General features: G+C 69.6%; 20 protein-coding genes. 12 read left to right on the top strand and 8 right to left on the bottom strand.

Features of this window, described 5'->3' with window-relative positions:
* Both betA and BLT25_RS14310 read right to left on the bottom strand, forming a co-directional pair.
* Entirely contained in the window at window positions 1-1737 is a 1737-nt protein-coding gene (betA, locus tag BLT25_RS14315; protein WP_091047020.1) for a choline dehydrogenase, read from the bottom strand.
* 3 nt (window positions 1738-1740) lie between these two features.
* Window positions 1741-3234, bottom strand: a complete 1494-nt coding sequence (locus BLT25_RS14310) for an aldehyde dehydrogenase family protein (protein WP_091047017.1) — start codon at window positions 3232-3234, stop codon at window positions 1741-1743.
* 168 nt (window positions 3235-3402) lie between these two features.
* Here BLT25_RS14310 and BLT25_RS14305 point away from each other — a divergent pair, with 168 nt between their 5' ends.
* From BLT25_RS14305 to BLT25_RS14295, 3 genes are all read left to right on the top strand, one after another.
* Window positions 3403-3975 (top strand): TetR/AcrR family transcriptional regulator, encoded by a 573-nt coding sequence (locus BLT25_RS14305; RefSeq protein ID WP_091047016.1) that lies wholly within the window; start codon window positions 3403-3405, stop codon window positions 3973-3975.
* A 93-nt stretch (window positions 3976-4068) separates the two neighbouring features.
* On the top strand, window positions 4069-5247 hold the full coding sequence (locus tag BLT25_RS14300; RefSeq protein ID WP_256328605.1) for an NAD(P)/FAD-dependent oxidoreductase: 1179 nt from the start codon (window positions 4069-4071) through the stop codon (window positions 5245-5247).
* 89 nt (window positions 5248-5336) lie between these two features.
* Entirely contained in the window at window positions 5337-6284 is a 948-nt protein-coding gene (locus tag BLT25_RS14295) for an RNA polymerase sigma-70 factor (RefSeq protein WP_256328604.1), read from the top strand.
* Window positions 6285-6468: 184 nt separating this feature from the next.
* On the opposite strand, the gene BLT25_RS14290 is transcribed toward BLT25_RS14295, so the two are convergent.
* The 3 genes from BLT25_RS14290 to BLT25_RS14280 form a co-directional block, all read right to left on the bottom strand.
* The gene (locus BLT25_RS14290) at window positions 6469-7800 is read right to left on the bottom strand and encodes an MFS transporter (RefSeq protein ID WP_091047009.1); all 1332 of its coding nucleotides are present in this window, start codon (window positions 7798-7800) and stop codon (window positions 6469-6471) included.
* Between the two features lie 89 nt (window positions 7801-7889).
* Window positions 7890-8750 carry a shikimate dehydrogenase gene (locus tag BLT25_RS14285; RefSeq protein ID WP_091047008.1) on the bottom strand — a complete coding sequence of 287 codons (861 nt, stop codon included), beginning with the start codon at window positions 8748-8750 and terminating at the stop codon, window positions 7890-7892.
* A gap of 132 nt (window positions 8751-8882) precedes the next feature.
* Window positions 8883-9506, bottom strand: a complete 624-nt coding sequence (locus tag BLT25_RS14280) for a TetR/AcrR family transcriptional regulator (protein WP_091047005.1) — start codon at window positions 9504-9506, stop codon at window positions 8883-8885.
* 82 nt (window positions 9507-9588) lie between these two features.
* On the opposite strand from BLT25_RS14280, the gene BLT25_RS14275 reads away from it, so the two are divergent.
* Window positions 9589-11391: a bifunctional sugar phosphate isomerase/epimerase/4-hydroxyphenylpyruvate dioxygenase family protein gene (locus BLT25_RS14275; protein WP_091047003.1), complete on the top strand. Its 1803-nt coding sequence runs from the start codon at window positions 9589-9591 to the stop codon at window positions 11389-11391.
* 116 nt (window positions 11392-11507) lie between these two features.
* Here BLT25_RS14275 and hppD read toward each other — a convergent pair whose 3' ends face one another.
* Complete coding sequence (hppD, locus tag BLT25_RS14270; RefSeq protein ID WP_091047000.1) at window positions 11508-12713, bottom strand: 4-hydroxyphenylpyruvate dioxygenase; 1206 nt, start codon at window positions 12711-12713, stop codon at window positions 11508-11510.
* A gap of 119 nt (window positions 12714-12832) precedes the next feature.
* Here hppD and BLT25_RS14265 point away from each other — a divergent pair, with 119 nt between their 5' ends.
* From BLT25_RS14265 to BLT25_RS14235, 7 genes are all read left to right on the top strand, one after another.
* Window positions 12833-13303: an Lrp/AsnC family transcriptional regulator gene (locus tag BLT25_RS14265; protein WP_091046997.1), complete on the top strand. Its 471-nt coding sequence runs from the start codon at window positions 12833-12835 to the stop codon at window positions 13301-13303.
* Between the two features lie 65 nt (window positions 13304-13368).
* Window positions 13369-14520, top strand: a complete 1152-nt coding sequence (locus tag BLT25_RS14260; RefSeq protein ID WP_371113340.1) for a 4-oxalomesaconate tautomerase — start codon at window positions 13369-13371, stop codon at window positions 14518-14520.
* The gene (locus BLT25_RS14255) at window positions 14517-15554 is read left to right on the top strand and encodes an amidohydrolase family protein (RefSeq protein ID WP_091046993.1); all 1038 of its coding nucleotides are present in this window, start codon (window positions 14517-14519) and stop codon (window positions 15552-15554) included. Before BLT25_RS14260 ends, BLT25_RS14255 begins: the two co-directional genes overlap by 4 nt.
* Before the next feature lie 110 nt (window positions 15555-15664).
* The gene (gene ligK / locus BLT25_RS14250) at window positions 15665-16348 is read left to right on the top strand and encodes a 4-carboxy-4-hydroxy-2-oxoadipate aldolase/oxaloacetate decarboxylase (protein WP_091046990.1); all 684 of its coding nucleotides are present in this window, start codon (window positions 15665-15667) and stop codon (window positions 16346-16348) included.
* A gap of 3 nt (window positions 16349-16351) precedes the next feature.
* Window positions 16352-17263, top strand: a complete 912-nt coding sequence (locus BLT25_RS14245; protein WP_091046988.1) for an amidohydrolase family protein — start codon at window positions 16352-16354, stop codon at window positions 17261-17263.
* Window positions 17256-18617 (top strand): MFS transporter, encoded by a 1362-nt coding sequence (locus BLT25_RS14240; protein WP_091046986.1) that lies wholly within the window; start codon window positions 17256-17258, stop codon window positions 18615-18617. The genes BLT25_RS14245 and BLT25_RS14240 overlap by 8 nt, the downstream gene beginning before the upstream one ends.
* Before the next feature lie 14 nt (window positions 18618-18631).
* Entirely contained in the window at window positions 18632-19654 is a 1023-nt protein-coding gene (locus tag BLT25_RS14235) for a VOC family protein (protein ID WP_256328602.1), read from the top strand.
* Between the two features lie 6 nt (window positions 19655-19660).
* Here BLT25_RS14235 and BLT25_RS14230 read toward each other — a convergent pair whose 3' ends face one another.
* Window positions 19661-20071, bottom strand: a complete 411-nt coding sequence (locus tag BLT25_RS14230) for an ArsI/CadI family heavy metal resistance metalloenzyme (RefSeq protein ID WP_091046983.1) — start codon at window positions 20069-20071, stop codon at window positions 19661-19663.
* An 82-nt stretch (window positions 20072-20153) separates the two neighbouring features.
* Between BLT25_RS14230 and BLT25_RS14225 the strand changes: the two genes are divergently transcribed.
* The gene (locus BLT25_RS14225) at window positions 20154-20507 is read left to right on the top strand and encodes an ArsR/SmtB family transcription factor (RefSeq protein ID WP_091046980.1); all 354 of its coding nucleotides are present in this window, start codon (window positions 20154-20156) and stop codon (window positions 20505-20507) included.
* A gap of 7 nt (window positions 20508-20514) precedes the next feature.
* Here BLT25_RS14225 and BLT25_RS14220 read toward each other — a convergent pair whose 3' ends face one another.
* Window positions 20515-21600, bottom strand: a complete 1086-nt coding sequence (locus BLT25_RS14220) for a sensor histidine kinase (protein WP_091046978.1) — start codon at window positions 21598-21600, stop codon at window positions 20515-20517.
* Between the last annotated feature and the right edge of the window lies 1 nt (window position 21601).

The following is a 21601-nucleotide window of genomic DNA, read 5'->3' as shown; positions in this document are numbered from 1 at the left end:
TCAGAGCAGGTTGCGCGGATCTCCGGGCGGCCACAGCGGCGAGTCGTCGCGATGGCGGTAGTAGGGAGCGTCGGAGGGCGCCAGCGGGGTGTTGCCCGCGATCAGGTCGGCCGCCTTCTCGGCGACCATCATCACCGGCGCGTAGATGTTGCCGTTGGTGACGTACGGGAAGACGCTGGCGTCCACCACCCGCAGTCCCTCGGTGCCGTGCACCTTCATCGAGGCCGGGTCGGTCACCGACATCTCCCCGGTGCCCATCGCCGCGGTGCAGGACGGGTGCAGCGCGGTCTCGGCGTCCTTGCGGACCCACTCGAGGATCTCCTCGTCGGTCTCCACCGACGGCCCCGGCGACATCTCGCCGGCGTTGAACGGCGCGAAGGCGGGCTGGTTGAGGATGTTGCGCGCCACCCGGACCGCCTCCACCCACTCCTTGCGGTCGGTCGGTGTGGAGAGGTAGTTGAACAGCATCGAGGGGTGCTCGAAGGGGTCCTCGGACCTGATCCGAACGTGGCCGCGGGTGTCGGCGTACATCGGGCCGATGTGCACCTGGTAGCCGTGCTGGCCCTTCTCCTGCCCGGGCGCCATCGAGCCGTCGTAACGGATCGCGATCGGCAGGAAGTGGAACATCAGGTTCGGCCAGTCCACGTCCTCGTTGGACCGGGCGAACCCGCCGCCCTCGAAGTGGTTGGTCGCGCCCAGGCCCTTCTTGCCGAAGAGCCACTGCCAGGCGATCTTCGGCCGCTGGTGCCACACCAGACCGGGCGCGATGGAGACCGGCTGCTTGGAGGCGTACTGGATGTAGACCTCGAGGTGGTCCTGGAGGTTCTCCCCCACCCCGGGCAGATGGTGCACGACGTCGACGCCGTGCGAGCGCAGCAGGGACTCCTCGCCCACACCGGATAGCTGGAGCAGCTGGGGCGTGTTGATCGCGCCGCCGCAGCAGATGATCTCTTTCGCCTTGACGGAGTGTGGCTTGCGGGCCCGGCCGACGCCGCGTACGTAGTCCACACCGGTTGCTCGCGGGACGTCGCCGGAGGTGTCGAAGCGGATCTTCGTCGCATGTGCGAAGGTCTCGACGGTGAGATTGGGACGATCCATCACAGGGTGCAGGTACGCCCGGGCGGCCGACCAGCGACGGCCGTTGTTCACGTTGCGGTCGAAGGGCGCGAAACCCTCCTGGCGGTAGCCGTTGACGTCGTCGGTGAGCGGGTAGCCGGCCTCCTGAGCGGCCTCGAAGAACGCCGAGAAGAGGGGGTTGGAGGCCGGTCCGCGCTCGAGGTGGAGCGGGCCGGAGCCGCCGCGCCACCGGTCGGCGCCGGAGGTGCCGTCCTCGAGGAAGCGGCTCTCCATGCGCTTGAAGTAGGGCAGGCAGTGGCGGTAGTCCCAGCTCTCCATGCCGGGGTCGGCCGCCCAACGCTCGTAGTCCATCGGGTTGCCGCGCTGGAAGATCATCCCGTTGATCGAACTCGAGCCGCCGAGCACCTTGCCGCGGGCGTGGTAGACCTTCCTGCCGCCCAGGTGGGGCTCGGGATCGGTCTCGTAGCCCCAGTCGTAGAACTTCGACCCGATCGGGAACGGCAGCGCGGCCGGCATGTGGATGAACGGGTCGATCTTGAAGTCGCTGTGGCCGGCCTCCAGCACCAGGACCTTCGTGGACGGGTCGGCGCTGAGCCGGTTCGCCAGCGCTGAGCCGGCCGATCCACCGCCGATGATGACGAAGTCGTACGTCGCGGGCATCGCTCACTTCTCCTTCGGGCTGGTCTCGCCGGGCGCGAACCAGTGCTGGGGGCTCGGGTCGATGTTGTGCCAGATGTGCTTCGTCTCGCGGTACTCCTCCAGCCCGGCCCGGCCAAGCTCGCGCCCGATGCCGGACTGCTTGTAGCCGCCCCACTCGGCCTGGGCCACGTAGGGGTGGTAGTCGTTGATCCAGACCGTGCCCATCCGCAGCCGGGCGGCGACCCGCTCGGCGCGGCCGGCGTCGCGGGTCCAGAGGGCGCCGGCGAGCCCGTAGATGGAGTCGTTGGCGATGCGGACGGCGTCGTCCTCGTCGGTGAAGGTCTCCACGGTGAGGACCGGACCGAAGGACTCGTCCTGGGTGACCGACATGTCGGTGGTGCAGTCGTCGAGGATCGTGGGCAGGTAGTAAAAGCCCTCGGCGAGGGCGGGGTCGTCGGGGCGCCTGCCGCCGGTGCGGAGGGTCGCGCCCTCGGCGATGCCCTTCGCGACGTACGCCTCGACCTTGTCGCGGTGGGTGCTGCTGGTCAGCGGGCCGGTCTCGGCATTCTCGTCGAAGGGACCGCCGAGCCGGATCTGCTCGGCACGCGCGACCAGCTCGTCGACGAAGCGGTCCTTGATCGACTCCTCGATGATCAGCCGTGCGCCGGCCGAGCAGACCTGGCCGGAGTGCAGGAAGACCGCGGTCAGCGCGAAGTCGAGCGCCGTCTCCAGGTCGGAGTCGGCGAAGATGATGTTGGGGTTCTTCCCACCGAGCTCGAGGGCGACCTTCTTCACCGTCGTGGCGGCGTTGGCCATCAACCGCTTGCCGGTGGCGAGACCACCGGTGAAGGAGACCAGGTCGATGCGGGGATCCTCGGACAGCGGTGCACCCGCGGTCGGACCCTCACCGAGGACCAGGTTGCCGACACCCGCCGGGAGCCCCGCCTCCTCGAGCACCTTCATCAGGTGGATCGCACTGTGCGGCGTGATCTCGCTGGGCTTGAGCACGAAGGTGTTGCCCGCGGCCAGACACGGCGCGACCTTCCACGCCACCTGGAGCAGCGGGTAGTTCCACGGGGTGATCAGGCCGCAGACCCCGACCGGCTCGTGCACGATCCGGCTCTTCACGGCGGCGTTCCCGGTGTCGATCACGCGGCCGGCGTCCTCGGTGGCGACGTGTCCGAAGTGGCGGAACACCGAGACCACGTCGGCGACGTCGTACTCGCTCTCGACCAGACGCTTGCCGGTGTCGAGCGACTCCGCCCTGGCGATGATCGCGGTGTCGCGCTCGAGCAGGTCGGCGACCTTCAGCAGCAGGTCGCCCCGCTCCCGCGCGGGCGTCGCCGGCCACTCGCCGCTGTCGAAGGCGTTCCGTGCTGCGGCGATCGCGGCCCGGGTGTCGTCGGCTCCAGCCTCCGCAACGGTTCCGACCACCGCGCCGTCGGCGGGACAGCGGATCTCCCGCTGTTCGCCCGACCGGGCGGGCAACCAGCGCCCGTCGATGTAGATCTGGCTCATGCAACCTCCAGCGTCGGATTGCTCAACAGGCAACCGCGGATGAATTGCAGATGATCCTGCGCGGACATAAAGGGCCAGGTCAAGGGCTTCGAGGACAAAATTGTTGCAAGTGGTACAAATTTGTTCCAGCTGGTACAACTGACGTCAGCCAGTTGTTACAGTCACCGCATGACGATCGCGAGTGCCGCGCCCGCCAAAGATCCGCAGCGCCGTGCTGCCTGGGCCGAGCTGGCGACCGACTATGTCCACGACCACGGCCTGATCGGCCTGAGCCTGCGCCCGCTGGCGGCCGAGCTGGGCACCAGCAACCGGGTCCTGCTCTACCACTTCGGCACCAAGGACCAACTGGTCGCCGACGTACTCCGCACCTCCAACCAGCGGTCGGTCGCCGAGGTCGCCGCGCTCGAGCCCTCCAAGGACCTGCGTTCCGCGGTCCATGACCTCTGGGCGGTGATGGAGGGCGACCGGTGCAGCAGGATCTATGTGGAGGCGGCTGCGCTCGGCCTCTTCGGCAGGGAGCCGTACGTCGCGGCGGTCCAGGAAGCCAATACGCTGTGGATCGCCGGGCTCATCGCGCATCTGGACAAGTCCGGCGTGGATCCCGCCGTCGCCGAGCGGGCAGCCCATGTCATCGACGCCGCCTTCATGGGGTTCCAGCTCAGCCAGGGTCCCGACGGCCACTTCCCCGAGCGTGCCCGGTCCGTCGATGATCTGGCGGACGCCGTCGCCGCGCTGGCCTGACCCACGCGGTTCCCGTTCGGCTCCACCGACCTGTCACGGATCGGCGACCGCCGGTGTCCCATGGGTATGAACCTCGACAAGCAGGAGGAACCCATGAGCAAGCCCCGCGTGGTGGTCGTCGGTGGCGGGTACGCCGGCGTGATGGCGGCCAACCGGCTCACCAAGCGCGACGACATCGCGATCACCCTGGTCAACCCGCGCGAGCACTTCGTCGAGCGGATCCGGCTGCACGAGCTGGTCGCGGGGTCCTCGGAGGCCGTGGTGGCCTACTCGGACGTCCTGGCCGAGCGGGTGGGTCTGGTCGTCGACACGGTGAGTGCCATCGACGCGGGCGCACGGACGATCGCGCTCGGGAGCGGGCAGGAGATGGCGTACGACTACCTGGTCTACGCCGTCGGCAGTGCCGGCACGACCCGCGCCGCGGGGGCGGCGGAGCACGCCTTCGGGATCTCGACCTACGAGGAGGCGACCAGGCTGAAGGCCGCGCTGGAGACGGCTCCCGCCGACGCTCCGGTGGTCGTCGTCGGTGGTGGCCCGACCGGGATCGAGGTCTCCTCCGAGCTCGCTGAAGCCGGCCGCAACGTCTCGCTGATCTGCGGAGACCGTCTCGGACCGTGGCTGCACGAGAAGGGTCGGGCCGTCGCCGAGCGCGACCTGCGCCGCCTGGGCGTCGGCATCATCGAGGGCGCCCGGGTCGACGAGGTGCTGGACGGTCGCGTACGCCTCGACAACGGCCGGGAGCTGACCAGCTCGGTGACGATCTGGACCGCCGGGTTCACCACGCCGGACCTGGCGCGCCGCAGCGGGCTGTCCACCGACGACCTCGGCCGGCTGATCACCGACGAGACGCTGACCAGCGTCGACGACGACCGGATCGTCGCGACCGGCGATGCCGCGGCGCCGTCGGGGCTGGCGTACCGGATGAGCTGCCAGGCCGCCAACCAGCTCGGGCCGCTGGCCGGGGAGACGGTGCTGGCCCGGCTCGCGGGCGAGACCCCGGAGCCGGTCAGCATCGGGTTCGTCGGCCAGTGCATCAGCATCGGCCGCGGCCTGGGGCTGGTGAACCTCGCCCGCCGTGACGACTCCGCGGTCGCCGGGCGCATCCGGGGCGTGCCGGCGGCGAAGGTCAAGGAGCTGGTCTGCCGCAGCACGGTATGGGTGCTGAGGATGGAAGCACGTCGCCCGGGATCCGCTTTCGGCCTCAAGGACCGCTCGCGCGCCGCACGAGTCCAGGCGGCGGCCACGCCGCTGGTCCGGGAACCCAGCCGGTGAGCCTCGGCTGAGGTCGCGATGTCACACTCCCGGGCGCTGTCTCGTCCCAAGATGGAAGATGTCTACCGAGCCTGGAAATGAGGACGACCGTGACGCCTGAGAACGAGATCGAGTTCGAGGAGCTGCGCCCGCTGCTGTTCTCGATCGCCTACCGGATCCTCGGCAGCGTGACCGAGGCCGAGGACGCGGTGCAGGAGACCTGGATCCGGCTGGAGGGGGCCTCGACCGAGCCCGAATCGCTCAAGGCCTACCTCTCGACCGTGGTCACCCGGATCTCCCTCGACGTGCTGCGCTCCGCACGCGTGCGGCGGGAGACGTACGTCGGGCCGTGGTTCCCCGAGCCGCTGCCGACCGACACCCACACCGCCGAACGTGACGACATCTATGCCAGCCCGGAGCGCGCGCTGGAGCTGGCCGACTCGGTGTCGATGGCGGCACTGCTGCTGCTCGAGCGGCTCAGCCCGCTGGAGCGGGCGGTCTTCGTGCTGCGCGAGGTCTTCCACTTCGGCTTCGCCGACATCGCCGCGGCGGTCGATCGCTCCGAGGCGGCCTGCCGTCAGCTCGCCTCGCGGGCCCGTCGCCACATGGACGACGGCAAGCCGCGGTTCGAGGCCGATCGCCACAAGCGGGTCGAGCTGTCGGACCGGTTCTTCGAGGCGTTGCGCGACGGCGACGTCGACCGGCTCCAGGCGCTGCTGGCCGCGGACGTGGAGACCGTCAACGACGGTGGTGGAATGGCTGGTGGCGTGGGCGGCCGGTTCGGTGCGGCGAAGGCCGCGCGCATCCTGATCGCGGCCGTGCCGCCGTTGCTCGCCATCGGCGCCCGCCTGGAGCAGCGCGAGCTCAACGGCGAGCCGGGAGCCATCCTGCGGGACGCCGACGACGCCATCCTCGGCACCTGGACCCTCGACATCCTCGACGGCCAGATCCAGCGGATCCGCTCGGTCACCAACCCCGAGAAGCTGGGCCACCTGGGCCCGGTCGCCGACCTGAAGGACGTCGTCCGCCGCCGCAACCGCCACCGCCGCGGGCACTGACACCGCTGACCGATCCGCGCCGAGTCGGCTCCTCCTAACCAAAACCGACGCCGAGTCGGCTCCTCCTAACCAAAACCGACGCCGAGTCGGCTCCTCCTGACCAAAACCGACGCCGAGTCGGCGCGTCATGACGCGCCGACTCGGCAGGTTTCAATGTCAGGATGCGCCGACTCGGCGGATCGGGTCAGGCGACGGCGCTCTGCGGGGTCGGTGACGGGCGCAGACCGAGGTCGGCGGTGCGTACGTCCTTGGTCTCGCGGGCGGTCAGGGCAGCGATCGACGCGACGAGGCAGACGACCGCGGTGTAGCCCGAGGTGACGACCCACCCGCCCTCCTGCACGCCACCCAGAGCGGTGACGATCGACGGCGTGAACCCGGCCAGCAGGAAGCCGATCTGGGTGCCGATCGCGACGCCGGAGAACCGCACCGGGGTCGAGAACATCTCGCCGTAGAACGACGGCCAGGTCGCGTTCGCGGCCGCGTAGCCGAACGAGAAGGTCACGATCGCGAGCGCGAAGACGAGCAGCTCGCTGCCCTGGCTCATCGAGAGCAGGTAGAACGGCATCATCACCGCGCTGGCCACGGCCCCGTAGATGAAGACGGGCTTGCGTCCGATCCGGTCCGCGAGCCGGCCGAACATCGGCTGGGTGAACAGCGCGACGACGTTGGCCGCGACGACCAGCCACAGCGTGATCGAGTCGACCATGCCGACCGCGACACCGTAGGCGATGGCCAGGTTGCCGAAGACCGTCGAGACGGCCGCGATGAAGGCGCAGCAGATGACCCGCAACACATCGGTCCAGTGGTCACGCAGCAGCACCGCGAGCGGCAGCTTGGCGACCTCGTTGTTGGCCTTGGCCTCCTCGAACTCCGGGGTCTCGTTGAGGCGGCTGCGGATGAAGAACGCCACCATGACCACGATCGCGGAGAGCCAGAACGGGATCCGCCAGCCGATGCTGTACTTGATGTCGTCCGGCAGCGCGACGACCGGAATGAAGACGAGCGCGGCCAGGATCTGACCACCCTGGGTGCCGGTGAGCGTCCAGGAGGTGTAGAACGAGCGCTTGTCGTCGGGGGCGTGCTCGAGCGTGAGCGAGCTGGCGCCGGCCTGCTCGCCGGCGGCCGAGAGCCCCTGGAGCAGACGGCAGAACACCAGCAGCGCGGGCGCGAGCCAGCCGACCTGGTCGTAGGACGGCAGGCAGCCGATCAGGAACGTGCCGCCACCCATCAGCAGCAGGGTGAACAGCAGCACCTTCCGGCGGCCGATCCGGTCGCCGAAGTGACCGACGAAGACCGCGCCGACGGGCCGGGCGACGTACGCGAAGGCGAAGGTCGCGAACGACATCACCAGGGCTGCGTCGCCGGCCGTGGGGAAGAAGACGTGCGGAAAGATCAGCGCCGCGGCAGAGCCGAAGATGAAGAAGTCGTAGTACTCGACGGCACTGCCCATGAAGCTGGCCAGCGCGGCCCGGACCGGGGTCTTGCCTTCTTGGTTCTCGGTGTCAGGTCCCGCCATCGGGTCCTCCTCGGGTAGGCCCGCGGTTCCTGACCGCGGACGGGTGGGGGGGTGGAGTTTGTCTGGCTCTTCGATTTCTTGGGGAGAGGTCAGCCGGCCGCGGCCAGCTCGCGCAGGTGGGCGAGCATCCGCTCGGCATCGGGGTCGATGCCGGTGATCAGCCGGAAGGCGTCGACGGCCTGGTAGACCGCCATGTGACCTCCGTGGAGGGTCCGGCAGCCGACCTCACGCGCTGCCTGCAGCAGCGCGGTGTCCAGAGGCCTGTAGACGATGTCCGCCACCCACAGCTCGGGGCGGAGGAGGCTCGTCTCCAGCGGCGTACCGGGGTGGTCGGCCATGCCGACCGGGGTGCAGTTGACCAGTCCGTCGGCGTCGGGGACGAGCGCCGCCAGCTTGTCGACGTGGCTCGCCTCGACGGTGCTCTCCGGGTGGTGACGCCGGATCTCCTCCACGCGCGCCTGGGCGCGGTCGAGGTCCATGTCGGCGATGACCAGCCTGTCGACGCCCTGGCTCACGAGCGCGTGAGCGACGGCCGAGCCCGCCCCGCCCGCGCCGAGCTGCACGACGGTGTCAAGCTTGGCATCCGGCATCCCGGTACGCAGTGCGTGCCCGAACCCGGTCGTGTCGGTGTTGTGGCCGACCGCCTCGTCGCCCTCGAAGACCACGGTGTTGACCGCACCGAGCCGGGCCGCGGTCTCGTCGAGCCGGTCGAGGTGCTCGATCACGAGCTCCTTGCACGGGTGGGTGATGTTGAGCGCGTCGAAGCCGAGCCGCCGGGCGTCCCTCATCAGGTCGCCCACACCCTCGGCGGGGATCCCCAGATCGGTGATGTCGAGCGTCTTGTAGACGTAGGACAACCCGTGCTCGAAACCTTCGCGCATGTGCAGCGCCGGACTCAGCGAGGGTCCGACGCCCGCGCCGATCAGGCCGACAAGAAACGAAGACTTCATCTGGGTGATCCTTAATGTACGAACTAGTACGTTACGAGAGTGAAGGGGATCACATCCCGCCCCGGCCCGTCAACCCCCAGACGGCAAAGAGCCCGTCCCCGCGGCGCGGGGACGGGCTCTTCGGTGGCTGTGTCAGCGAGCGGTGAGCCAGCCGACGACGATGTCGCCGAGGATGCGGCGGTGACGCTCGCGAACCTCGGGGGCGAGCATGTCGCGGCCGAACAGGAAGCCGAAGGTGGCACTGTTGGCGACCTGGAAGACGCAGTAGGCGCTGATCATCATGTGCACGTCGACCGCGTCGACGTCGGCGCGGAGCTCACCGGACGCGCGACCGCGGGCGAGGACCTCGTCGAGAACGCTGGCGGCCGGGGCGCCGAGCTCGCGCAGCGACTCGACCTTCTCCATGTGCCGGCCACGGTGGATGTTCTCGACCGAGACGAGGCGGATGAAGTCGGGGTGGTTGACGTGGTGGTCGAAGGTGAGCTCGGCGATACGACGGATCGCGTCAACCGGCTCGAGATCACCAGCGTGCAGGCTCTGCTCGAGCTCGCGGATCCGGCGGTAGGCAGCCTCGAGCACAGCCAGGAACAGCCCCTCCTTGCCGCCGAAGTAGTAGTAGATCATCCGCTTCGTGGTGCGGGTGCGCTCGGCGATCTCGTCGACCCGGGCGCCCGAGTAGCCCTGCTCCGAGAACACCTCGGTGGCAACCTCGAGCAGCTCGGACCGGGTGCGTTCGGCATCACGCGACTGAACCATGCCCCGAGCCTAGAGCACGATCCACTTCCCAACACGCGACAATGTATGTACCGTTTCGTACATTAGCCACGAACGGAGAACCATGCGCACCTCGATCGCCACCGTCTGCCTCAGCGGCGGCCTGGTCCAGAAGATGTACGCCGCGGCCGAGGCGGGATTCGACGCGATCGAGATCTTCGAGCCCGACCTCATCGCCGCACCCCAGTCCCCCGAGGAGATCCGGGCGCTGGCCGACCGGCTCGGGCTCACCCTCGACCTCTACCAGCCCTTCCGCGACGCCGAGGGCGTCGACGAGTCCACCTTCGGCGACGTGCTGCACCGGGCCGAGGCGAAGTTCCGGCTGATGCGCCGGCTCGGCATCGACCTGATGCTGGTGTGCAGCAACGTCGGCACCGCGACCGTCGACGACGACGAGGTCTCCGCGGGGCAGCTGCGGCGGCTGGGCGATCTCGCGGCGACGTACGACATCCGGCTCGCCTACGAGGCGCTCGCCTGGGGACGGTTCGTCGACGACTACCGGCGTTCGTGGCGCATCGTGGAGCTCGCCGACCACCCCAACGTCGGGATCTGCCTGGACAGCTTCCACATCCTCTCCCGTGGCCACGACCCCAAGCAGATCGAGGACATCGCGGCCGAGAAGATCTTCTTCCTCCAGCTCGCCGACGCGCCGGCGCTCAGCATGGACGTGCTCTCCTGGAGCCGTCACCACCGGCTCTTCCCCGGCGAGGGCAGCTTCGACCTGCCGGCCTTCCTCGGCCACGTGCTCCGTGCCGGCTACGACGGACCGCTCTCGCTGGAGGTCTTCAACGACACCTTCCGCCAGACCGACCCGGTCCGCACCGCGCGCCAGGCGCAGCGCTCGCTGCGCTGGCTCGCCGACCGCACCGCCGACCTGCTCGGCGAGGAGGCCGGCCACCAGGTCGGCCCGCTCCCCCGGCTGCCGGAGGTGGCCGCGCCGGAGGCCTTCGACTTCGTGGAGATCAAGGCGCCGGACACCTCCGGCGTCGAGGTGCTGCTCGAGCAGCTCGGCTTCGACTTCGGCGGCCGCCACCGCAGCAAGCAGGTGCGGCTGTGGACCTGGGGCTCGGCCCGGATCGTGTGCAACGACGTGCCGAGCGCCTCCCCCGAGCCCAGGATCGCCGCGGTCGGCTTCGACGTCGCCGACTCGGACCCGGCCGCCGAGCGCGCAGCGCGACTGATGGCGCCGCCGGTCCACCGCAGGACGTACGCCGGCGAGCAGGCGCTGCGCGCCTTCACCTCCCCCGACGACACCGAGGTCTTCCTCTCGCACGCCGAGGACTGGATCGGCGAGTTCGACGGCGGGGCCTCGAGCAGCGACCGGCATGGCGCCCACATCGACCACGTCAACCTGGTCCAGCCCTGGCACAGCTTCGACGAGGCGGTCCTCTTCTACACCAGCGTGCTGTCACTGACCCCGCAGCCGACCCAGGAGGTCGCCGGCCCGTCCGGCCTCGTCCGCAGCCAGGTGATGAGCTCGCCGGCCGGCGGCGTACGTCTTCCGCTCAACCTGCTCCCGACCGGGCAGCTCCCCCACGACCAGCAGGGCCCTGCCCAGCACGTCGCGCTCGCCTGCCACGACATCATCGGGGTCGTCGCGGCCGCCCGCGAGCGCGGTCTGCGGCCGCTGAAGGTGCCGGGCAACTACTACGACGACCTCGTCGCCCGCTTCGGCCTCGCCGACGACCTCGTCGCCACCCTGCGCGGGCTCGACCTGCTCTACGACCGCGACGCCGAGGGTGAATACCTGCACTGCTACACCGAGACCGTCGGCGAAGTCTTCTTCGAGCTCGTCGAGCGCCGCGAGCGCTACGACGGCTACGGCGCCGGCAACGCCCCCGTACGTCTGGTCAGCCAAGCCAGCTGACCCAAGACCCGCCGAGTCGGCTCGTTCTGACCAGAAATGCCGCCGAGTCGGCGCGTCATAACGCGCCGACTCGGCGTGGAGTTCGGTCAGGACGAGCCGACTCGACGAGCGATGGCTCAGAAGTTGCCGCGGCGCTCCTGCTCGCGCTCGATGGCCTCGAAGAGGGCCTTGAAGTTGCCCTTGCCGAAGCCGAGGGAGCCGTGGCGCTCGATCAGCTCGAAGAAGACCGTGGGGCGGTCGCCGATCGGCTTGGTGAAGATCTGCAGCAGGTAGCCGTCCTCGTCGCGGTCGACCAGGATGCCGCGCTTCTGCAGCTCCTCGATCGGCACGCGCACCTCACCGATCCGGGCGCGCAGCTCGGGGTCCTCGTAGTAGGAGTCGGGGGTGTTGAGGAACTCGATCCCGGCGTCGCGCAGCGCGTCGACGGTGGCCAGGATGTCGCCGGTGGCCAGCGCGAGGTGCTGGGCGCCGGGGCCGCGGTAGAACTCCAGGTATTCGTCGATCTGCGACTTCTTCTTGGCGATGGCCGGCTCGTTGAGCGGGAACTTCACCCGGTGGTTGCCGTTGGCGACGACCTTCGACATCAGCGCGGAGTAGTCCGTGGCGATGTCGTCACCGATGAACTCGGCCATGTTGGTGAAGCCCATGACGCGGCCGTAGAAGTCGACCCACTCGTCCATCTTGCCCAGCTCGACGTTGCCGACGACGTGGTCGAGGGCCTGGAACAGGCGCTTCGGGGCGCCCTCGGGCTTCTTCAGCGTCGAGGTGCGGGTGACGTAGCCGGGCAGGTAGGGACCGTCGTACGCCTTGCGGTCGACGAGCGTGTGGCGGGTCTCGCCGTAGGTGGCGATGGCGGCGATGCGTACGGTGCCGTGCTCGTCGCTCACGTCGTGGGGCTCCTCCACGACGCGGGCGCCCTGCTTGCGGGCGTGCTCGATGCAGCGGTCGACGTCGGGCACCTCGAGGGCGATGTCGACGACGCCGTCACCGTGGCGGGCGTGGTGGGCGATGATCTCGCTCTCCGGCGCGACGCCGCCCTTGATCACGAACCGCACTCCCCCGCTGCGCAGCACGTAGGAGTGGTGGTCGCGGTTGCCGGTCTCGGGACCGGAGTAGGCGACCAGCTCCATGCCGAAGGCGCTCTGGAAGAAGTGGGCGGTCTGGGTGGCGTTGCCGACAGCCCACACGACCGCGTCCCAGCCGGTGACCGGGAAGGGGTCGGAGGTGTCGTCGTAGGCCACCAGGCCGACGAGCTGCTCCAGCTCGGCCAGCCCGAGTCCGGCGAGCTTCTCTTGGTTGGTCAGGGTGTCTGCAAGCGTCATGCGGGCAAGTCAAGTGTGCCGAGTCACACCAAACAAGTTGACCACTGGGCACTGGTCAATCTGTCAGATCGGACCAGCATTAACCGAAGACGGATAGACAATCTGACTACTATCGATGCATGAACCTCGATGACCTCGACGTCACTCTCCTGGAGACCCTGCACGCCCACCCGCGAGTCGGCGACCTCGAGCTCTCCCGGGTCGCCGGCGTCGCGCGCGCGACCGTGCAGAGCCGGCTGCGCAAGCTGGCCGAGGCGGGCGTGATCCGCGACTGGGCGCCGACGATCGACCCGGCCGCCGCCGGCCACACGGTGCAGGCATTCGTGACCCTGGAGATCTCCCAGGGAGCCCTCGAGGACGTACGCCGCGACCTCGCCGAGATCCCCGAGGTGCTGGAGGCGTACGTCACGACCGGCTCCTTCGACGTCTTCTGCAAAGTCGCGACCGGGTCGCACGCGAAGCTCCAGGAGGTGCTCGTGCGCATCGACCAGTCTCATGCCGTCGTCCGCTCGACCAGCGTGGTCACCCTCTCCACCCTCATCGAGCCGCGCACGCTCGACCTGCTGCGCACGGGAGCCACGCCGCGCTGACCACCCGCTGAGACTTTTGTCGACGAGATTGCTAACAATCTTGTTGATGATCTATCGTCTGTGACGTGCGTCATGCCCCACACCCCCGAACCCAGACACCCGTGCGGTGTCTCCTCATGCGCGGCGGGACCTCCCGCGGCCCGTTCTTCGACGCCCGCGACCTGCCGGCCGACACCGCACAGCGCGACGCGGTGCTGCTGGCGGTGATGGGCTCGCCCGACCCGCTCCAGGTGGACGGGCTAGGTGGCGGTCACCCGCTGACCAGCAAGGCGGGCATCGTCGCGCCGGGGAGCGATGGCATCGATGTGGAGTGGACCTTCGCCCAGCTGCAGCCCGACTCGGACCGGGTCGACACGACGCCCAACTGCGGCAACATGCTGGCCGCGGTGCTGCCGTTCGCGATCGAGACCGGCATGGTGATCCCCGACAGCGACACCACCACGGCCCGAGTCCTCACCCGCAACACCGGCGCGGTCGCCGAGATCACCGTGCAGACGCCTGCCGGCCCGGACGGGCAGCGCTTCGTACGCTACGACGGCGAGGCCCGCATCGACGGCGTCCCCGGCACGGCGGCGCCGGTGCGGATCGGGTTCCTCGACACGGCCGGCTCGGTGGCCGGGAGCCTGCTGCCGACCGGCAACGTACGCGACACCCTCGACGTCCCCGGCCTCGGCGCGATCGACGTCACCCTGATCGACAACGGCCAGCCGCTGGTGGTCGTCGACGCCCGAGACCTCGGCGCGACCGGCGCCGAGAGCCCCGAGAAGATCGACGCCGACGACGCGCTCCGGGCGCGGATCGAGGCGCTGCGGATCGTCGCCGGCCACGCGATGGGCCTGGGCGACGTCACCGAGAAGAGCTATCCCAAGATGACGCTCGTCTCCGCCCCGAGGCACGGCGGCGCGATCGGCACCCGCAGCCTGATCCCCCACCGCACCCATCGCTCGATCGGCGTCCTGGCCGCCGTCACCGCCGCGACCGCGGCTGTGCTGCCTGGCTCCGTGGCCCATGACCTCGCGGAACTGCCGGAGATCACCGGCGACGAGACGACGCTCAGCGTCGAGCACCCCACCGGCGAGTTCAGCGTGACGCTGGGGCTCGACCCGGACGACCCGACCCGCGTGACCCGATCCGCCCTGCTGCGTACGGCTCGGCTGATCATGGCCGGCCGGGCCATGGTCCCGAGCTTCCTCTGGACCCAGGAGACCCCCGCATGATCATCGACGTCCACGGCCACTACACGACCGCGCCGGCTCCGCTGGGCGAGTGGCGCGACGCGCAGGTCGCGGCCCTGACCGACCCCAGCGCCACCCCGGACCCGGCCGGACCGCGGATCTCGGACGACCAGATCCGCGAGACCATCGAGGCCAACCAGCTGCGCCAGATGGACGAGCGCGGCATCGACGTGACCGTCTTCTCCCCGCGGGCCTCGTTCATGGCCCATCACATCGGCGACCTGGAGACCTCCACGGCGTGGGCACGGATCTGCAACGACCTGTGCGCCCGGGTGGCCGATCTCTATCCGGACCGGTTCGCGGCGGGCGCCATGCTCCCGCAGTCGCCCGGTGTCGACCCGGCCACGACGGTCGCCGAGATCGAGCGCGCCGTCACCGAGCTCGGTGCCGTCGCGGTCAACGTCAACCCCGACCCGTCCGGCGGCCACTGGACGGCGCCGCCCCTGACCGACAGATCCTGGTACCCGATCTGGGAGAAGCTCTCCGAGCTCGACGTACCGGCGATGATCCACGTCTCCACCAGCTGCAACCCGGCCTTCCACACCACCGGCGCCCATTACCTCAACGCCGACACGACCGCGTTCATGCAGCTGCTGACCGGCGACCTCTTCGCCGACTTCCGCGACCTGCGCCTGGTGATCCCGCACGGCGGCGGTGCGGTCCCCTACCACTGGGGCCGCTTCCGCGGTCTCGCCCAGGCTCTCGGCCGCCCGGATCCGCGGGAGACCCTGATGCGGAACGTCTTCTTCGACACCTGCGTCTACCACCAGCCGGGGATCGACCTCCTCCTCGACGTCGTCCCGCACAGCAGCGTCCTGTTCGCCTCGGAGATGATCGGCGCCGTCCGCGGCATCGACCCGGACACCGGCCACCACTTCGACGACACCCGCCGCTACGTCGAGACGTACGCCGCCGATCACGGCCTCCCCGAGGCCGACCTGGCCGCCCTGACCGAGACCAACGCCCGCCGCGTCTACCCGCTCTTGGACCGGCGACTCGCCGACCAGGGCCGCTGACGCCTCCCCTGTAACACGTCGTTCGTAGGACTACTCGCCCTATCTGAACGACCGGATAGTCCTACGAACAGCGTGTTACACCGCGCGAACCCAGCAAGGAGATCAACACCGTGCACGAGCTCGGAGTAGTTCACACCAACATCAAGCGCGCCGACCGCGCGGCGGTCGACGCCCTGGCGCAGTTCGGCGTCGCCACCATCCACGAGGCGATGGGACGGCTCGGGCTGCTGCGGCCGTACATCCGACCGGTCTATGAGGGCGCGAGGCTGTGCGGCACGGCCGTGACCGTACTGCTCCAGCCCGGTGACAACTGGATGCTGCACGTCGCCGCCGAGCAGGTCCAGGAGGGCGATGTCGTCGTGGCCGGCTGCGTGACCGAGTCCGAGGACGGCTTCTTCGGCGAGCTGCTGGCCACCTCGCTCCGCAGCCGCGGCGCCCGCGGGCTGGTCATCGACGGCGGCTGCCGCGACGTCGACGAGCTGCGCGAGATGGACTTCCCGGTCTTCTCCCGCGCGATCAACGCGAAGGGCACCGTCAAGGCGACCCTCGGCTCGGTCAACGTCCCGGTCGTCGTCGCGAACGCGCTGGTCAACCCCGGAGACGTCGTCGTCGCCGATGCCGACGGCGTGGTCGTCGTGCCGGCCGCCCTCGCCGCCGAGGTCGCCGAAGCCGCCGGCCGCCGCGAGGACGCCGAGGCCGGCAAACGCACCCGCTTCCAGGCCGGAGAGCTCGGCCTCGACATCTACGACATGCGCCCGAAGCTCGCCGAGCTCGGCCTCACCTACAAGGACTGATCGATGGTCACCCCCGGCTGGCTGCACTGGTTCGAAGGACCCACCGAGCCCACCTTCACCCTCCCCGAGGGCGCGGTCGACGCGCACTGTCATGTCTTCGGCCCGGCCGACGAGTTCCCGTTCGCGCCGGAGCGCAAGTACACCCCGGTCGACGCCTCCAAGGACCAGCTCTTCGCGCTCCGCGACCACCTCGGCCTGGCCCGCAACGTCCTCGTCCAGGCGACCTGCCACGGCGCCGACGACAGCGCCCTCGTCGACGCGCTCGCACACTCCGCTGGACGAGCCCGCGGGGTGGCGACGGTCCGCGCCGACATCACCGACGAGGAGCTGGACCGGCTCCACGAAGCGGGCGTGCGCGGCGTACGTTTCAACTTCGTCAAGCGCCTCGTCGACGTCACCCCGACCAAGACGCTGGAGACGATCGCGGCCCGGATCGCCCCGCGAGGCTGGCACGTCGTCATCTACTTCGAGGCCGCCGACCTGCCGGACCTGAAGGACTTCTTCGCCGGTCTCCCGGTGCCGCTGGTCGTCGACCACATGGGCCGTCCCGACGTGACCAAGGACCCCGACGGACCCGAGTTCGCGGAGTTCCTCGACTTCGTCGCGGCCAACGACGTGTGGGTCAAGGTCTCCTGCCCCGAGCGCCTCACGGTGACCGGCCCCGCAGCCCTCGACGGGCAACGACACGCCTATGCAGACGTCGTCCCGTTCGCCCGCAAGGTCGTCGAGCGCTTCCCCGACCGCGTGCTGTGGGGCACCGACTGGCCCCACCCCAACCTGAAGGACCACATGCCCGACGACGGGCTGCTGGTCGACCACATCCCGCACATCGCCCCCACCCCCGAGCTGCAGCAGGCGCTGCTCGTGGACAACCCCATGCGCCTGTACTGGCCCGAAGGAGAGCACAGTGCCTGACCTCACCCCCACCAACGCAGCCAACCGGCTCGACCGGCTGCCCATCTCCAGGTTCCACAAGCTCGCCACCGTCGCGCTCGCGTTCGCCTACTTCTTCGAGTTCGCCGACATCAACACCTTCGCCACGACGGCTCCGGTGATGCGCGAGCAGTGGGGCGTGACGATCAACCACATCGCGTACGTCACCTCGCTCTCGTTCGTCGGCATGTTCCTAGGGTCCGTGGTGGCCGGCGGCCTGGCCGACCGGCTCGGCCGGAAACGTACGCTCGTGGCGACCACCATCTGGTTCTCGGTCTGGTCCTTCGCCAGCGTCTTCGCCTGGGACATCGTCTCGATGGGCGCGTTCCGGGTGATGACCAGCGCCGGGCTCTCCGCGATGACCGTGGTGGCCGTGGTCTACATGAACGAGCTCTTCCCGCGCGCCAAGCGCGGCAAGTTCCAGGCGTACGTCATCATGATCGGCATCTGCGGCACGCCCGCGACCAACCTGATCGCCTCCGCGGTCGTGCCGATCGCCGACTGGACCTGGCGCCTGGTCTTCCTCTGGGGTGCCTTCGGTGTGCTCTTCCTCTTCTTCGTACGCCGTCTGGTGGAGTCGCCGCAGTGGCTGGAGTCGCGCGGTCGCCATGCGGAGGCCGAGGAGATCCTGGTCGGCCTGGAGCGCGACGCGGCCGCCGAGCACGGCCCGCTCCCCGCGGCGCTGGCACCGGTCGAGGGTGGGCCCGTCACCAGGGCCGGGCTGGCGATGCTGAAGGACAAGCGGTTCCTCTACCCGACGATCCTGCTCTCGGTGCTGTGGATCTCTCAGACGATCGGCTTCTTCGGCTTCTCGTCCTGGGCGCCCACCCTGCTCGCGGCCGAGGGCGTCAGCGTCGAGGACTCGATCTTCTACGTCGCACTGACCACCATCGGCGCCCCGCTCGGCTCCTTCCTGGCCTCGCTGGTCACCGACCGCTACGAGCGCAAGTGGTGCCTGGTCGTCTTCGGCCTGATCATCGCCGGTTCCGGTCTGCTCTACGGGCTGACCTTCACGCCGCTGCTGATCGTCGCCTTCGGGTTCCTGGTGAACCTGTTCGAGCGTGGCTACACCGCGCTGGCCTACGCCTACTCCCCCGAGCTCTACGACACCAGGGGCCGCTCGCTCGGCACCTCGCTCTCCTACGGTCTCGGCCGGCTCTCCAACGCCGCCGGCCCGCTGATCATCGCCGGCCTCTACAGCGGGCTGGGCTACCAGGCCGTCTTCTACTTCATCGCCGGCACCTGGGTGGTCGGGGCGCTCGCCCTGGCGATCTTCGGCCCGGCGACCCGCAAGGCCCGCCTGGCCGCCGAGGCCGGCGCCGTCCCGGTGCGCTGACGGAAGGACCGATCATGCCCAACCCTGTTCCGGAGAACCTGACCTCGCTCAAGCAGATGGTCGCCGACACCCCCACCCGCCCACCGCTGGGCGACGTGGCGCACATCGGCCACGCGCAGCTCTTCACCCCGACGCCGGCCGAGACCGTCGGATTCTTCACCGACTTCCTCGGCCTGACCGTCTCGGCCCAGGAGGGCGACCACACCTACCTGCGCACCTGGGACGACTACGAGCACCACAGCATCGTGGTCACCCGGCGGGACACACCCGGCATCGGACGTACGGCGCTGCGCTGCTCCTCCCCCGAGGCGCTCGAGCGCCGGATCGCCGCGGTCGAGGCGACCGGCGCGATCGGCGAGTGGACGAACGACGAGCCGGGCATCGGGCCGCTGTGGGTGACCCAGGACCCCGACGGGCACGAGTTCGCGCTCTACCACGAGACCGAGTACTGGGAGGCGCCGGACGAGCTCCGCCCGGGCCTGAAGAACCAGCCCCAGGCCAAGCCCGGCCACGGCGTCGCGGTGCGGCGCCTGGACCACATCAACTACCTGGCCCGCGAGGTCGAGACGACCACCGGCTTCGTGATCGACGCCCTCGGTGCCCGCCCCACCGAGCAGATCCGGCTCGACGACGGCCACATCGGTGCCCGCTGGTCGACCTTCACCCAGAAGTCGTACGACCTCGTCTACACCGAGGACTGGACCGGCTCGACCGGCCGGCTGCATCACCTGGCCTTCGCCACCGACACCCGCGAGGACATCCTGCGGGCCGCCGACCTCGCCCTGGACACCGGCGTGTTCATCGAGACCGGGCCGCACAAGCACGCGATCCAGCAGACGTTCTTCCTGTACGTCTACGAGCCCGGCGGCAACCGGATCGAGCTGTGCAACCCGCTGACCCGACTGGTGCTCGCCCCCGACTGGCCGCTGATCACCTGGACCGAGGCCGAGCGGGCCAAGGGCCAGGCATGGGGACTGAGGACGATCTCGTCCTTCCACACCCACGGCACCCCGGTCGTCGACGCCCCGGTCGACTGACCCGTTCTAGGCGCAACAGGGCGATGCCCCGGTGCTGTCGCACATCACCGGGGCGTCGCCGAGGACGGTGTAGACCTCCCAGCGCTCCCCGTTCGGGGTCCCCTCGACCCAGAACTTGTCCTGCTTGGCGTAGCAGCACTCGGTGCCGCGCTCGTCGATCGAGGCGAAGCCGGCTTCGGCGAGCCGGGTCTGCTCGGCGTCGACGGTGTCGGTGTCGGAGACCTCGACCCCGAGGTGGTTGAGCGAGCCGCCCTTGCCCGGGTTCTCCATCAGGACGAGCTTGAGCGGCGGCTCGGCGACGGCGAAGTTCGCATAGCCGGGACGGATCTTCGCCGGCTCGGTGGCGAAGAGCTTGGTGTAGAAGGCGATCGACTCCTCGAGGTCGTCGACGTTGAGGGCGAGCTGGATACGTGACATCGGGTGCCTCCTCAGGCTTTACATAGACGAATGTCTATATCTGCAGATTGCCACTCGCATCGATATCCGTCAATATAGATACATGTCGAAATCCGAGGCGGTCCTGGAGCTCACCCCCGTCGGCGAGGCGCCCTGCTGCCCGCCGCTGACCAAGCAGCCCCTCACCGCCGACCAGGCCGCGTCCGCGGCCCCGATGCTCAAGGCGCTCGCCGATCCCGTACGCCTCCGGCTGCTCTCGCTCGTCGCTGCCCACCAGGACGGCGAGGCCTGCGTGTGCGATCTCAACGACGCCTTCGAGCTCTCCCAGCCGACGATCAGCCACCACCTCAAGGTGCTCCACGGCGCCGGTCTGCTCGACCGCGACAAGCGCGGGACCTGGGTCTACTACCGCGTCCGCCGCGACGCGCTCGCCGGCGTGGCCGCCTTGCTCGGCTGAGCGAGGGTCAGGAGGCGCGGGGCAGCTCGACCGAGACGCGTAACCCGCCGCTGGGGCGGGCCAGGACGGCGAGGTTGCCGTCGTGGGCGCGGGTGATGCTCTTGACGATCGCCAGGCCGAGGCCGACACCGGCCTGGTCACCGTGGATGCGCTGGGTGCCTCGTTGGAACGGCTCGGTGAGCGTGGCGACCAGCTCGCGGGAGAGCACCTCGCCGGTGTTGGCGACGGCGAGGACCACGCTGCGCTCGTTGGCGGCGATGGTGACCGACACCGACCCGTCCTCGGGCAGGTTGTGGACGATCGCGTTGTGGATCAGGTTGGTCGCGACCTGCAGCAGCAGGGCGGGCGAGCCGTTGACCGACGCCTGATCGCCGGAGGTCTCGATCCGCACGCCACGCTGCTCGGCCAGCGGCAGGAGTGCCTCGACCGCCTCCTCGGCGACCAGCGACAGGTCGACCGGCTCCCGGACGAAGGAGCGCTGGTCGGCGCGGCTGAGCACGAGGAGCGCCTCGGTGAGGTCGATCGCCCGGGAGTTGATCAGGCGCAGCCGGTCGAGGAGCTGGTCGACATCGCGGTTCGGGTCCTTGCTCGCGACGTCGAGGAGCGTCTGCGTGATGGCGAGCGGGGTGCGCAGCTCGTGGGACGCGTTGGCCGCGAACCGCTGCTGCTCGGCGACCTGCGACTCGAGCTTCGTCAGCATGTCGTCGAAGCCGTCGGCGAGCTCACGGAACTCGTCCCCGGGGCCCGCGAGCTCGATCCGGTGCGAGAGCGACCCGTCCGCGGCCGTACGTGTGGCCTCGGTGATCTTCGTCAGCGGCGCCAGCATCCGGCCGGCGAGGATCCAGCCTCCCACCAGGCCGAACACGAGGAGGAACCCCATCATCGTGGCCGCCCGTGGGACGAAGGCACGCTCCAGGTCCGAGCGGTTCGGGACGAAGGGCGCACTCGGCCGCCCCGGCTGCTGCGGCCACTCCATCCACACCCCGTCGGGGACGTAGCGCAGCAGGAAGACCCACACGACGGCGAGCAGCAGCACCCCCGTGACCACGATGACCCCGGCATAGCTGAGCGTCAGCTTGAGCCGGACACTCATC

It is taken from the genome of Nocardioides sp. YR527, from assembly GCF_900101045.1.
Taxonomy (GTDB): Bacteria; Actinomycetota; Actinomycetes; order Propionibacteriales; family Nocardioidaceae; genus Nocardioides.
This window is presented reverse-complemented; position numbering and strand designations above follow the sequence as displayed.